A 14342-nucleotide genomic window follows, 5' to 3' on the forward strand; every position below is an offset into this window, starting at 1 on the left:
CTCCGTGATGTCATTTTGGCCACGCAGATCGTCTAATATCAAAATATCTCTCCGGACGACTAAAATAGCCCCGAACCACTTTTGTTTTCTAGAATTCACGGTTGACGATTCGAGCAGGGTCTTGCTGTGATAAATTTATTAAGTATCTGATGTGTATGAATAAAATTAAAGTGCTCTTTGTCTGCATGGGCAACATTTGCCGATCGCCAACGGCGGAAGGTGTGTTTGCGAACTTGATCGAAAGCCATAATTTGGCCGATCGCTTTCAAGTCGATTCCGCCGGCACGCACGCTTATCATATCGGCGACGCGCCGGATTTACGGGCTCAAAAGGCGGCCCGCGATCGCGGCGTGGAATTGAAGCACCTGCGCGCGCGCAAGGTATCGGCGGCGGATTTTGTCCATTTCGACCACATATTGGCGATGGATGGCGAGAACCGGGATAATCTGACCGAGCTGTGTCCGCCGGATCATCGGCATAAAATTCGCTTGTTTTTGGAATTTGCACCGCATTTATTGGAGCACGAGGTTCCCGATCCGTATTACGGCGGCAGCTACGGCTTCGAACGGGTATTGGATTTGGTCGAACAAGCCTCCGAAGCCTTTCTGGAGTCGCTACGTCAGGCCGGTCGTTTGTAACCATCCAAAAAGGAGTTAGGGCATGGCTATAGTGGCAAACACGGTTGCTTATCTGGATCAAGAGACCTTGCTGGAAGGGTATTTCGCTTACGACGACGCAGTTGCCGGCCAGCGGCCACTGGTGTTGATTCATCACGCTTGGGGCGGGCGGGACGAATTTGTCGCCGGCAAGGCTCGCAAATTGGCGGAATTGGGATATTTGGGCTTTGCCGTCGATATGTACGGAAAAGGCGTGTTGGGCAGCGGCCCGGATGAAAATGCCAAGTTGATGCAGCCCTTCATGGCGGATCGCGGCTTACTACAGAGGCGGACGCTGGCGGCGCTGGCGGCGGCCAAACTATTGCCGTGGGCTGACAACCGCAAAATTGCAGCGATCGGCTTTTGTTTCGGCGGTTTGTGTGCGCTCGATTTGGCCAGGACCGGCGTCGATATTCAAGGCGTGGTGGCCTTTCACGGCCTGTTCGCGCCGCCCGCCAACATTCCGGAGCCGGTGATTAAAGCCAAGGTCCTGGCCTTGCACGGTCACGACGATCCGATGGTGCCGATGGAGCAGGTCATCGCGCTGCAAGCCGAGTTGACCCAGGCCGGCGCCGATTGGCAATTGCACAGTTACGGACATACCCTGCACGCGTTTACCAACCCGGTCGCCAACAATCCGGGGTTCGGCACGGTCTACCAACCGCTCGCCGACCGGCGTTCCTGGCAAGCGATGCAAAACTTTTTAGAGGAGATTTTTGCCTGACGTGGTTTGGGGCCGTTTGCTATAATTGCCGGCTCTAAAAACCTGTCGGTACTGAGTAAATGGAATTGACAACTCAGGCCCACCCGTCGATGCGCTTGCCATCGACCGCTATGGAATCACGGACCCATGTCAGACTTCGCTAAAGAAATCATTCCTGTCAATCTCGAAGACGAGATGAAACAGTCCTACCTCGATTACGCGATGAGCGTCATCGTCGGCAGGGCACTTCCCGATGTCAGAGACGGCCTAAAGCCGGTGCACCGCCGGGTACTGTACGCGATGAGCGAACTGGGCAACGACTGGAACAAACCGTATAAAAAATCCGCCCGGGTCGTCGGCGACGTGATCGGTAAATACCACCCTCACGGCGATACCGCAGTTTACGACACCATCGTCCGAATGGCGCAACCGTTTTCGCTACGCTACATGCTGATTGATGGTCAGGGTAACTTCGGCTCTGTGGACGGCGATTCGCCGGCGGCGATGCGGTATACCGAAGTGCGGATGGCGAAAATTTCCCATGAGTTGCTGGCCGATCTGGACAAGGAAACCGTCGATTTCGTCGCCAACTATGACGAATCCGAATCCGAACCCACGGTGTTACCGACCAGGGTGCCAAACCTGCTGGTCAACGGCTCTTCCGGTATCGCGGTCGGCATGGCCACCAATATCCCGCCGCACAACCTCGGCGAAGTGGTCGGCGCTTGTTTAGCCTTGATCGAAAATCCCGATTTGACGATCCCCGAGCTGATAGGGATCGTACCCGGTCCGGATTTTCCGACCGCCGGCATTATTAACGGCGCGTCGGGCATACACGAAGCGTATGCCACCGGCCGCGGCCGAATCTATCTGCGCGCCCGTTGCCATTTCGAGGACATCGGCGACAGTGGCCGCCAGGCCATCGTCACCACGGAACTGCCGTACCAGGTCAATAAAGCCCGCTTGCTGGAAAAAATCGCCGAATTGGTGAAGGAAGGTAAGTTGGAAGGCATTTCCGGGCTGCGCGATGAATCGGATAAGGACGGCATGCGGATGGTCGTCGAATTGCGGCGCGGCGAAGTGGCCGACGTAGTGTTGAACAATCTCTACAAACAAACCCAGTTGCAGACCGTATTCGGCATCAACATGGTGGCTTTGTACGACGGTCGGCCGCATTGCATGAATTTGAAGGACATTCTGGCCGCCTTTATCGACCATCGCCGCGAAATCGTGACGCGCCGGACCATATTCAACCTGCGCAAGGCGCGCGAGCGGGCGCATATCCTGGAAGGCTTGGCGGTGGCGCTAGCCAATATCGACGAGATGATCGAACTGATCAAAACCTCGCCGAATCCGCAGGAAGCCAAAACCGGCCTGTTGGGCCGCTCCTGGAATGCCGGTCTGGTGGCATCGTTGTTGGACCGCGCCGATGCGGATCGCTCGCGCCCGGAAGACCTGCCCGCCGAATTCGGTTTGGCGAATGGTCAATACCGGCTGTCCGAAAACCAGGCTCAAGCCATTCTGGATTTGCGTCTGCATCGCTTGACCGGTCTGGAACAGGAAAAAATCGTCAACGAGTATCGGCAATTGCTGGAATTGATCGACGAATATCTGTTCATCTTGGGCAGCGATGCGCGGTTGATGGAAGTGATCAAGGAAGAATTGGAAGAAATCAAAAACCAATACGCCGACGCGCGCCGAACCGAGATCGTTCAAGATTATTCCAACCTGACCGCTGAAGACCTGATCACCGAGGAAGACATGGTGGTGACGATGTCGCATGAGGGTTATGTCAAAACCCAGCCGCTGACCGACTACAAAGCGCAACGGCGCGGCGGTCGCGGTAAATCGGCGACGGCGACCAAGGAAAACGATTTCATCGAAAAACTGATCATTGCCAACACTCACGACACCATCTTGTGTTTCTCGTCGCGCGGCAAGGTCTATTGGCTGAAAGTGTACGAGTTGCCGGTAGCCAGCCGAGCTTCGCGCGGCAAGCCTTTCGTCAATTTGCTACCGCTGGAAGAGGGCGAACGCATCAACGCGATGCTGTCGGTGCGCGAGTACAGCGAGGACAAATACGTGTTCATGGCGACGATGGCCGGTACTGTCAAGAAAACGCCGCTGACTGAATTCGCGTTCCAATTGGCGAAAGGCAAAATTGCGATCGATTTGCGCGATAACGATACTTTGGTTGGCGTCGCGCTGACCGACGGCCGGCAAAACGTCATGTTATTCAGCAGCGACGGCAAGGCAGTCTGTTTCAACGAGAGCGACGTACGTTCGATGGGCCGGGTCGCGGCCGGCGTGCGAGGGATTCGTTTACAAGAAGGTCAAAAAGTGATCTCGCTGATCGTCGCCAGCGAGGGAACGGTATTGAATATCACCGAAAACGGCTACGGCAAACGGACTAAACTGGAAGAGTTCACCCAGCATAAGCGCGGCGGTCAAGGTTTGATTGCGATTCAAACCTCCGAGCGCAACGGCGCGGTGGTTGGGGCTGTGCTGGTCAACGATACCGACGAAATCATGCTGATTACCGACGGCGGCACCCTGGTTAGAACCCGCGTCAACGAAATTTCGGTGGTGGGTCGCAATACTCAGGGCGTCACGGTGATTCGCCTGGACAAGGGCGAGAAAGTGGTTGGCGTCGATCGCATCGAAGCATTGGGCGACGAAGAAGGCGATCTCGACGAGGAAAATCCGGATAGCGACGCGGCGGCATCGCCGGGAGAGGAAGAATAATGGCCAGGATTTATAACTTCAGCGCCGGTCCGTCGATGTTGCCGGAACCGGTACTGCTCCGGGCACAACAGGAAATGTTGGATTGGCAAGGCAGCGGCATGTCGGTGATGGAAATGAGCCATCGAGGCCCGCAGTTCCTGGCCATTGCCGAGCGGATGAAGAACGATTTGATCGAACTGCTGGCGGTTCCGACCAATTACCAAGTGTTGTTTCTGCAAGCCGGCGCCAGCGCGCAATTTGCGATGATTCCGCAAAACATCCTGAACGGCAAAACTAAAGCCAGTTACGTCAATACCGGCGCTTGGTCTAGCGCGGCGATCAAGGAGGCCGGCAAATATTGCGAAGTCCAGGTGGCGGCCAGCGGCGAATCGACCGCGTTTACGACGATCCCGGCTTACCCGGACTGGCGGGTCGATCCGGCGGCCGCTTACTTGCACTACACCTCCAACGAAACGATACACGGCGTCGAATTCAACGACATTCCGGACGCCGGCGACTTGCCGCTGGTTTGCGACATGTCGTCGAATATCCTGTCCAGGTCGGTCGATATTGGCCGTTTCGGCTTGATCTACGCCGGGGCGCAGAAAAACATGGGACCGGCCGGCGTCACCGTGGTCATCGTTCGCGAGGATTTGGTCGGCTTGGAAGCCAAGAATACGCCGGCCGTGTTCAGTTACGCTCAGCAGGCCAAGGCCGATTCGATGTTGAACACCCCGGCCACCTACAACTGGTATTTGCTGGGTTTGACGCTGCAATGGCTGAAAGAGGAGGGGGGCGTTAGCGCGATCGAGCAACGCAACATCCGCAAGGCCAACAAACTTTACCAAGCCATCGACGATTCCGCTCTGTACCGCAATCCGGTCTTTCCGGCCTACCGTTCACGCATGAACGTTCCCTTCGTACTGCAAGATCCGGCCCTGGACAAGATATTTCTCGCCAAGGCCGAGCAAAACGGCTTGAGCACGCTAGCCGGCCATCGTTCCGTGGGCGGCATGCGTGCCAGCATCTACAACGCGATGCCGGAAGCCGGCGTCGATGCGTTGATCGAGTTCATGGCCGAGTTCGAGCGTACCCATTAAGGCTTATGACCGCGATCATTCCTTTGTCCGAACTGCGTCAGCGCATCGACGCGATCGATCGGCAGATTCTCGACTTAGTCAATCAGCGCGCCAATTGCGCGCTGGAAGTGGCGCGTACCAAGCAGGCGGAGGGCGAGACCGGCAGTTTTTACAGGCCGGATCGGGAGGCGCAGGTGCTGCGGCGTATCATGGAGATCAATCCCGGCCCGTTGAGCGACGATGCCGCCGCGCATTTGTTTCGCGAGTTAATGTCGGCCTGTCTGGCGCTGGAAAAACCGCTGGAAGTGGCCTTCCTCGGTCCCGCCGGCACCTTCTCACAGCAAGCGACCTTTAAGCATTTCGGCCACGCGGTCCGCGATATCCCGGTCCCGACCATCCACGAGATTTTCCAATCGGTGGAAACCGGTCATTGCCATTTCGGCGTGGTGCCGGTCGAAAACTCCACCGAGGGCGTCATCGCTCACACATTGGATCGCTTCATGACCAGTCCGCTGCAAATTTGCGGCGAAGTCGAAATCCGGGTTCATCAAAACTTGCTCGGCAAGATGGACAGTCTGGTGGGTGTCTCCGAAGTGTTTTCCCATCAGCAATCGTTGGCGCAGTGCCGGCAATGGTTGACCGCCAATCTGCCCGGCGTGCCGTGTACCGCGGTCAGCAGCAATGCCGAAGCCGCTCGCTTGGCATCGCTGGAACACGGCAAGGCCGCGATTGCCAGCCTGACCGCCGCCGAGCTTTACGACCTGAATGTCATCTCCCGGCACATTGAAGACGAAGCCAACAATACGACGCGTTTCATCGTCGTCGGACGTTTGCAACCGGTTTCCACCGGCTTCGATAAAACTTCGATCTTGGTTTCGACCGGCAACCAGCCGGGAGCGTTGCATCGGATTCTGGAGCCCTTCGCCGAGTATGGCATCAGCATGACCCACATTGAGTCCCGCCCGTCCCGTCAAGGTTTGTGGGAGTATGTGTTTTTTATCGATATCGAAGGGCATCGCGATGACGACGATGTCGCCAAGGCGCTGAAAAACTTGGAGAACAACGTCAAAATGCTCAAAGTACTGGGTTCCTATCCCAAAGCCGTTATTTAATTCGTTGAATTCATGAATCCATTTCTACAACTAGCCCTGGAAGGCGTCCAACAACTGATGCCTTACGTGCCCGGTAAACCGGCCGAAGAACTGCAGCGCGAGCTGGGTTTGAGCGAAGTCATCAAACTAGCGTCCAACGAGAACCCGCTCGGTACCGGCCGCAAGGTGGCCGAGGCGATTCAAGCTACCATGCCGGAAATCGCCCGCTACCCGGACGGCAGTGGTTATGCTCTGAAATCCGCGATTGCCGCCCGTTGGGGCGTGGATTTGGTGCAAATCACGCTCGGCAACGGCTCCAGCGAGATTTTGGAATTGGTGATGCGCACCTTCGTCGCGCCCGAGCACGAAGTAGTGTTCGCCCGGCACGCGTTTGCGTTGTACCCGATTCTGACCCAAGCGGTTGGCGCCAAGGCGGTGGTGGTGCCCGCCAAGGAGTACGGCCACGACCTGAATGCGATGCGCGCGGCGGTGACCGATCTTACTCGCGTGGTGTTCATCGCCAACCCGAACAATCCGACCGGTACTTTGCTGCCTTCTCATGCGGTGGAAGAGTTTATCGCCTCGCTGCCCAAATCCGTGCTGTGCGTGCTGGACGAAGCGTATTATGAATTCGTCGATCCGGCCGTACGCACCGAATCCATGCCGTGGCCGGAAAAATATCCGAACTTGGTTATCGCCCGTACCTTTTCCAAAGCCTACGGCCTGGCCGGCCTGCGGATCGGTTTCGGCGTGTCGTCGCCGGAAGTGGCGGACTTGCTGAATCGGGTGCGCCAGCCGTTCAATGGCAATATGCTGGCCTTGGCCGCGGCGGAAGCGGCGATGACCGACCGCGAATATTTGGCCGAGACCGTCGCGGTCAATAACGCCGGCATGGCGCAGTTGACTTCCGCCTTCGAAGGCTTGGGTTTGTCTTGGATTCCATCTTCCGGCAACTTCGTGTCGGTCGATATGCGGCAGCCGGCAATGCCGCTGTATCAGGCCTTGCTGCAAAAAGGCGTGATCGTGCGGCCGGTGGCGAATTACGAAATGCCGAACCATCTGCGGGTCAGTATCGGCACCGAGCGCGAGAATCGAATCTTCATCGATGCACTGACCCAGGTGCTACAAGGTGTTTGAGCGCCTGTGCATTATCGGCATTGGCCTGATCGGCGGCTCGATTGCCAAGGCCGCTCGTGCCGAGGGTTTGTGCCAGCAGGTGGTGGCGCTGGGGCGGGAAAAGAATCTGCCCAATATGCAACGTGCGCGGGAATTGGGCGTGGTCGATGCGTTTTATACCGATGCGGCACAAGCCATGGCCGGTACGGACTGCGTGATCATTTGCACGCCGGTCGGCAGCATGCAAGCCATCTTCGAGCAACTCAAGCCGCATTGGAATTCGCAAACGCTTTATAGCGACGCCGGCAGCACCAAGGGTAGCGTGGTCGAGGCGGCACGGGCGGTATTCGGCAAGGTGCCAAGCAATTTCGTGCCGGCGCATCCGATCGCCGGCGCCGAACGCAGCGGCGTCGAAGCGGCGAAAGTCGATTTATACAAAAACCGCCGGCTGATTTTGACGCCGTTGCCGTCCACCGACCCCCGAGCCGTGGATCAATTCAGCGCGTTTTGGCGGCGGATCGGCTCCCGCGTGTCGGTGATGACGGTCGAGCATCACGATACCGTGCTGGCCGCAACCAGCCATTTGCCGCACATTCTCGCCTTTGTCTTGGTTGGCATGCTGGGTCGCAAGGACGAGCAGCGCGAGATCTTCAAATATGCCGCCGGCGGCTTCAAGGATTTTAGCCGCATCGCCTCCAGCGACCCGACCATGTGGCAGGACATCTGTCTGGCCAACAAAAACGAAATCATTCCGTTGATTCAACAATTTCAAGCCGAACTCGGCCAAGTCGAGCGCCTGCTGCAAAACGACGACGCGTCCGCGTTGTTCGACACCTTCAGTTACGCCAAGCAAGCCCGGCAACGTTTTCTCGAAACTTTTGACGATCCCACTTAACCATTATGTCCTCATCCACCAACGTTATTTTCCAAGTCCAACCCGGCGGCAGCCTGAACGGTGAAATCCGCGTGCCCGGCGATAAATCGATGTCGCACCGCTCCATTATGCTTGGCTCGCTAGCGGAGGGCACGACCCACGTCACCGGCTTTTTGAATGCCGAGGACGCGATTTCCACGCTGGAAGCCTTCCGCGCCATGGGCGTGCAAATCGAAGGTCCGGTGAACGGCGAAGTGACGATACACGGCGTCGGTAAACACGGCCTGAAAGCGCCGGAAAAGCCGCTGTATCTGGGCAACTCCGGCACCTCGATGCGTCTGTTGTCGGGCTTGCTGGCCGGCCAGACTTTCGACACGGTCTTGACCGGCGACAAATCGCTGGAGTCGCGGCCGATGAAACGCGTCACCGTACCGTTGGCGCAAATGGGCGCCGACATCGAAACCCAACCCAACGGCACCGCGCCGCTGCATATCAAGGGCAAGGCCGGCAAACTGAAGGCCATGCATTACGATATGCCGATCGCCAGTGCCCAGGTCAAATCCTGTTTGTTGTTGGCCGGCATGTATGCCGAAGGCGAAACCAGCGTCACCGAACCGGCGCCGACTCGCGACCATACCGAGCGCATGCTGGCCGGTTTCGGTTATCCGGTGACTCGTGACGGCGCTACCGCTAAAATCAGCGCCAACGGCAAATTGACCGCGACCAATATCGATGTACCCAGCGACATTTCCTCGGCGGCGTTCTTTTTAGTGGGCGCCAGCATCGCGCCGAATTCCGACGTGATCTTGAAACACGTCGGCATCAATCCGACCCGGACCGGCGTGATCGACATTCTGCGCCTGATGGGCGCCGACATCGAAGTGATGAATGAGCGGGAAGTCGGCGGCGAGCCGGTCGCGGATTTGCGCGTGCGTTCGGCGCCACTGAAAGGCATCAACATTCCCGAGCATCTGGTGCCGCTGGCGATCGACGAATTCCCGGTATTGTTCGTCGCCGCGTCTTGCGCCGAAGGCCAAACCGTATTGACCGGCGCCGAGGAATTGCGGGTCAAGGAATCCGATCGCATTCAGGTCATGGCGGACGGCTTGCAAATCCTCGGCATCGACGCGCAATCGACCAAGGACGGCATGGTCATCAACGGCGGCCAATTGGGCAGTGGCGAAGTCGATTCCCACGGCGACCACCGCATCGCGATGTCGTTCTCGATTGCCGGTTTGCGTTCTTCTGGTCCGATCACGATTAAGGATTGCGCCAACGTCAACACCTCATTCAAGGAGTTTCCGGCATTGGCGACCATGCTTGGCTTGAAACTGGGTATCAGCTGATATGGCGGTTCCAGTATTGACTATCGACGGCCCCAGCGGGGCCGGTAAGGGCACGGTCAGTCGCGCGGTGGCACGCCTTCTGGGGTGGAATTATCTCGACAGCGGTTCAATTTACCGTTCCCTGGCGATTGCCTGCTTGCAGGCCGAGCTGGATTTAACCGATGTCGATGCGGTTTGCGATATTGCAAAGCGCATGACGCTGAGTTTTGATTGCGGCGACAATTTGCGGGTATTTTTAAACGGTCAAGACATAACCGATTTGCTAGCCACGGAAACGACCGGCAACGCGGCCTCCATTGTCGCGGCTTATCCGCCGGTACGAGCATTGTTGCTGCAAAAACAAAAGGATTTTCAACAGCTTCCCGGCTTGGTGGCCGACGGCCGCGACATGGGCAGCGTGGTTTTTCCGGATGCGCAACACAAGGTTTACTTGACCGCCAGCGCCGAAGAGCGCGGATTAAGAAGATATAAACAGTTGATTGAAAAGGGGATTGATGCTAATCTTCCGCAAATCACCCGTGAGATAGAAGAACGTGATCGTCGCGACAGTCAGCGAGCGTCCGCGCCGCTTACCGTTCCGGAAGGCGCTTTGTATATCGACTCCTCGAGTTTGACAATTCAAGAAGTCATCGATCAGGTGGTTAATCTAGTTGAATGAGATTTTTTGGCGGTTGCCGACGCTTGTCGGCGGCTTTTTATTAATTTTTTGATAAATGTGAAAACTTGTCCGTGTTTTGACAAGTTTGGGAAAGAAAAGATGGGCGAAAGCTTTGCAGAGTTGTTTGAAGAGAGTTATGCCAAGACCGAAATGCGTCCTGGCGCGATGTTGATTGGTACCGTTGTCGACATCGAAAACGAATTTGTCATCGTCAGTACACAGGCGAAATCCGAAGGTGTCATTCCAAAATGGCAGTTTTTGAATGCCGACGGCGACTTGGAAGTCAATATCGGTGACGAAATCGAAGTGGCTCTCGATTTGTTCGAAGATGGCTTGGGCGCCACTCTTCTTTCCCGCGATAAAGCCAAGAAAAGCAAGGCGTGGGCTGAACTGGAAAAAGCCTACGAGACTCAAGAAACCATCGTTGGTCGCATTAACGGCAAGGTACGCGGCGGTTTCACCGTGGCGGTCGGCGCGTTGCGCGCATTCTTGCCAGGGTCTTTGGTCGATGTGCGTCCGATTCGCGACACCACCTTCCTGGAAAACCGCGATCTGGAATTTAAAGTCATCAAAATCGACCAAAAACGCAACAACGTCGTATTGTCACGTCGTGCAGTGGTCGAAAGCGAATACAGCGCCGAGCGCGAAGAATTGGTTAAAACGCTGCAAGACGGCGCGATTGTTACCGGTATCGTCAAAAACCTCACCGATTACGGTGCGTTTATCGATCTGGGCGGCGTCGACGGTCTGTTGCACATTACCGATATGGCATGGCGCCGCGTTCGCCATCCGTCCGAGTGCGTGGAAATCGGTCAGGAAGTTAAAGTTAAAGTCCTGAAATTCGATAAAGACAAAACCCGCGTATCGTTGGGCATGAAACAGATGGATGAAGATCCATGGCAAAACATCGCCCGTCGTTACCCAGCCGGCACTCGCGTGTTCGGTAAGGTCAACAATCTGACCGACTACGGTTGCTTCGTGGAAATCGAAGAGGGCGTTGAAGGTTTGGTGCATGTTTCCGAAATGGACTGGACCAACAAAAACGTTAACCCATCCAAAGTGGTTCAATTGGGTGACGAATGCGAAGTGATGGTTCTGGAAATCGACGAAGAACGTCGTCGTATTTCACTGGGCATGAAGCAATGCCGTTCCAACCCATGGGATGAATTTGCCGCCACGCATAACAAAGGCGACAAAATCAGCGGCAAGATCAAATCCATTACCGATTTCGGTATATTCATCGGTCTGGACGGCGGTATCGACGGTCTGGTGCACATGTCCGACATCTCCTGGAATGAGAACGACGAAGAAGCGATTCGCGCCTACAAAAAAGGTGACGAAGTTGAAACCGTTATTCTGGCCGTGGATTCCGAGCGCGAGCGTATTTCGTTGGGTATCAAACAGCTGGAGCAAGACCCCTTCCAAAACTATATCGCCCTGCATGAAAAAGGCAGCTTGGTGAAAGGGACTATCAAGGAAGTCGACGCCAAAGGCGCGGTCATCACGTTGGCTGACAACGTCGAAGGCTATTTGCGCGCTTCCGAGATTCAACGTGACCGCGTCGAAGACGCCCGCACCCTGCTGAAAGAAGGCGATGAAGTCGAAGCCAAATTTATTGGCGTCGACAAGAAGACCAAATCCATTTCATTGTCCATCAAGGCGAAGGATATGGAAGAAGAATCCAACGCTATTAAGGATTACTCGTCACAAAATGCCGGTACCGCGACATTGGGCGACATCTTTAAACAAATCGACAAATAATTCGTCGACTTCGGGGGTGGCGTGGGCGTAAACCTCATGCCGCCCCTTTTTGATTATTCAGGGTTGGATGTGACAAAATCAGAATTGATAGAGGTGCTGGCCAGAAAACAGCCGCATCTTGCGCTTAAAGACGTGGAGCTCGCTGTCAGATGTGTTGTCGATCACTTGAGCGACACGCTGGCTAGCGGCGATAGAATAGAAATCCGGGGTTTTGGCAGTTTTTCGTTGCATCATCGTTCAGCTCGGCTGGGACGCAATCCCAAAACAGGCGAATCGGTTTCGTTAACCGAAAAACACGTTCCTCACTTCAAGCCCGGCAAGGAACTTCGGGATATGGTCGACGCTTCGAGGGAGAAATATAAAATCGTCGATTAAACAGGCATTCTGCCTGTATCAATTTATTTTCCGGAATTCTCCATAGCCGCCGATGAGTCTGTTTGAGCATCCTTACAGCTACGACCCCGGCTATGGTTATACTCTCGAGAGTTTGCTGGGCGTCGATGCGCCGGCCGGCCCTACCGATTTTCAAGACTTTTGGCGTGCTCGTTATCGGCAGGCCCTAGAGCAATCACCCCACTTTCAAATCGGTAACCCGACCTTGGTTGGCGGGTATCGAGTTAACGATATTTCCTACCAGTCCACCGGCGGCGTCACGATAGCCGGTTGGTTACTGGAACCGCACGGCCAGACTGTCATGCAGGCCATCGTGGTCGGGCACGGTTACGGTGGCCGGGAGGCCCCTGACTTTCATTTAAGCTTTCCCAATACCGCGCTATTGTTTCCATGCTTTCGCGGTATTTCCCGCAGTCGTTGCGCTTCTATCCCGGAACGGCCGGATTGGCATGTCGTGCAGGATATCCAGGATAAGGATCGCTATGTGATTGGCGGCTGCGTGGACGATCTGTGGCTGGCGGTATCGGTGTTGTGCGCAATCTACCCGCAGGCCCGGGAACGGATCGGTTACATGGGGATCAGTTTCGGCGGCGGGATCGGCGCTTTGGCCGTGCCTTGGGACGATAGAATTCGTCGGGTTCACCTTAACGTGCCGACCTTCGGCAATCAGCCTTTACGTTTGAGTCTGCCCAGTTGCGGCAGCGCCGACGCGTTGCGGGCGTTTAGCCAACGGTTGGGTCATATTCCCGACACATTGGCCTATTACGATGCCGCAACCGCCGTGCGCCATGCCAAGCAGCCGTTACACGCCGCGTTAGCCTTGTTCGATCCGGTAGTGGCGCCGCCGGGCCAATTTGCGATCTACAATGCTTGGCGTGGTGAAAAGCGCCTGTTCATCCTGGATGCCGGCCATTTCGAATATCCCCTGCAAGCTCTGCAGGAGCAGCAGTTGTTAGCCGAACTCAACCTATTTTTTTCGCCCAACTGACAAGCTTGCGATGAATCGGGAATATCATCACTGGTACAGTCCGCGTTTAGAACGCGATATGGAGTTTTTGGTCTTCGGCCATGCCGGCGCCAAAGTGCTGGTCTTTCCGACCCGCGACGGACGGTTTTACGAATACGAGAACCTTCGAATCGTCGATAGCTTGGCCGATAAGATCAATGCCGGCCAGATGCAGCTGTACTGTTTGGACAGCATCGACCACGAGAGTTTTTATTGTTTTTGGTGCCAACCGGGCGATCGCATCAAGCGCCATATGCAATTCGAAAATTATGTGCTTAATGAAATTCTGCCGTTCATCGCACTAAAGAATCCTCATCCTTGTTTAATTTCTCACGGCTGCAGTTTGGGTGCGTATCATGCCGCCAATATCGCTTTCCGCCACCCGCATTTATTCAAGAAGCTGGTGGCGTTTTCCGGGCGTTTCGATCTGACTCTGGAGGTGGAAAGTTTCAAGGATTTATTCGAAGGGCATTACAACGACGATATCTATTTCCACACGCCAACCCATTTTTTGCCGAATTTGACCTGCCATTCCCAATTGGCGGCCATCCGGGCATTGGATATCACGCTGGTGATTGGCAGGGAAGATCCGTTCTTGCAAAACAATCACGACCTTAGCCATATTCTGACTCAAAAGCAGGTGCCGCACCGGCTATACGAATGGGATGGCTGCGCGCACCAAGGCCATTACTGGCGGCGTATGGCCCCTTTGTACCTTTGACCGATGCACCATCAATGATCAAGCGCAGCCTGTTAGTACTTCTAGCGACCTTAGTGACGCTCGGCGCGATATTCGGACTTAAGATTTATCGGATGCGCCAAGCCGCCAGTCAAATACCGGTACCGCCGCCGGCCGTCGTTGCGTTCGCCGAGGTCAAAAGCGAACACTGGGATTCTTCGCTGACTACAGTCGGCAGCTTTCGGGCCGTAGCGGG

Annotated in this window: 13 protein-coding genes and 1 pseudogene; all 14 read left to right on the plus strand. The window is 55.7% G+C overall.

Annotated elements, in window-relative coordinates; translation table 11 throughout:
• The first annotated feature begins 155 nt into the window (after positions 1-155).
• Positions 156-638: a low molecular weight protein-tyrosine-phosphatase gene (locus tag AC3B8H_RS12005; protein ID WP_488441811.1), complete on the plus strand. Its 483-nt coding sequence runs from the start codon at positions 156-158 to the stop codon at positions 636-638.
• Between the two features lie 22 nt (positions 639-660).
• On the plus strand, positions 661-1380 hold the full coding sequence (locus AC3B8H_RS12010; protein WP_488441812.1) for a dienelactone hydrolase family protein: 720 nt from the start codon (positions 661-663) through the stop codon (positions 1378-1380).
• Between the two features lie 126 nt (positions 1381-1506).
• Positions 1507-4104 carry a DNA gyrase subunit A gene (gene gyrA, locus AC3B8H_RS12015; RefSeq protein WP_488441813.1) on the plus strand — a complete coding sequence of 866 codons (2598 nt, stop codon included), beginning with the start codon at positions 1507-1509 and terminating at the stop codon, positions 4102-4104.
• Positions 4104-5183, plus strand: coding sequence for a 3-phosphoserine/phosphohydroxythreonine transaminase (gene serC, locus AC3B8H_RS12020; RefSeq protein WP_488441814.1), 1080 nt, complete (start codon positions 4104-4106; stop codon positions 5181-5183). The genes gyrA and serC overlap by 1 nt, the downstream gene beginning before the upstream one ends.
• 5 nt (positions 5184-5188) lie before the next feature.
• On the plus strand, positions 5189-6274 hold the full coding sequence (gene pheA, locus AC3B8H_RS12025; RefSeq protein WP_488441815.1) for a prephenate dehydratase: 1086 nt from the start codon (positions 5189-5191) through the stop codon (positions 6272-6274).
• A 12-nt stretch (positions 6275-6286) separates the two neighbouring features.
• Positions 6287-7390: a histidinol-phosphate transaminase gene (hisC, locus tag AC3B8H_RS12030; protein WP_488441816.1), complete on the plus strand. Its 1104-nt coding sequence runs from the start codon at positions 6287-6289 to the stop codon at positions 7388-7390.
• Positions 7383-8264 (plus strand): prephenate dehydrogenase, encoded by an 882-nt coding sequence (locus AC3B8H_RS12035; RefSeq protein ID WP_488441817.1) that lies wholly within the window; start codon positions 7383-7385, stop codon positions 8262-8264. The genes hisC and AC3B8H_RS12035 overlap by 8 nt, the downstream gene beginning before the upstream one ends.
• 5 nt (positions 8265-8269) lie before the next feature.
• Positions 8270-9589 carry a 3-phosphoshikimate 1-carboxyvinyltransferase gene (gene aroA / locus AC3B8H_RS12040; RefSeq protein ID WP_488441818.1) on the plus strand — a complete coding sequence of 440 codons (1320 nt, stop codon included), beginning with the start codon at positions 8270-8272 and terminating at the stop codon, positions 9587-9589.
• 1 nt (position 9590) lies between these two features.
• Positions 9591-10247: a (d)CMP kinase gene (gene cmk / locus AC3B8H_RS12045; protein WP_488441819.1), complete on the plus strand. Its 657-nt coding sequence runs from the start codon at positions 9591-9593 to the stop codon at positions 10245-10247.
• 99 nt (positions 10248-10346) lie between these two features.
• A complete protein-coding gene (gene rpsA / locus AC3B8H_RS12050; protein WP_488441820.1) occupies positions 10347-12008 on the plus strand; it encodes a 30S ribosomal protein S1 in 1662 nt (553 codons plus the stop codon).
• Positions 12009-12077: 69 nt separating this feature from the next.
• Positions 12078-12383 carry an integration host factor subunit beta gene (locus AC3B8H_RS12055; protein ID WP_064027674.1) on the plus strand — a complete coding sequence of 102 codons (306 nt, stop codon included), beginning with the start codon at positions 12078-12080 and terminating at the stop codon, positions 12381-12383.
• Between the two features lie 52 nt (positions 12384-12435).
• A complete protein-coding gene (locus AC3B8H_RS12060) occupies positions 12436-13389 on the plus strand; it encodes an acetylxylan esterase (RefSeq protein WP_488441821.1) in 954 nt (317 codons plus the stop codon).
• A gap of 10 nt (positions 13390-13399) precedes the next feature.
• Positions 13400-14128: an esterase family protein gene (locus tag AC3B8H_RS12065; protein ID WP_488441822.1), complete on the plus strand. Its 729-nt coding sequence runs from the start codon at positions 13400-13402 to the stop codon at positions 14126-14128.
• Between the two features lie 14 nt (positions 14129-14142).
• Positions 14143-14342, plus strand: a pseudogene (locus AC3B8H_RS12070) (efflux RND transporter periplasmic adaptor subunit); the annotation flags it as partial.

Source organism: Methylomonas sp. BG-2, from assembly GCF_057766305.1.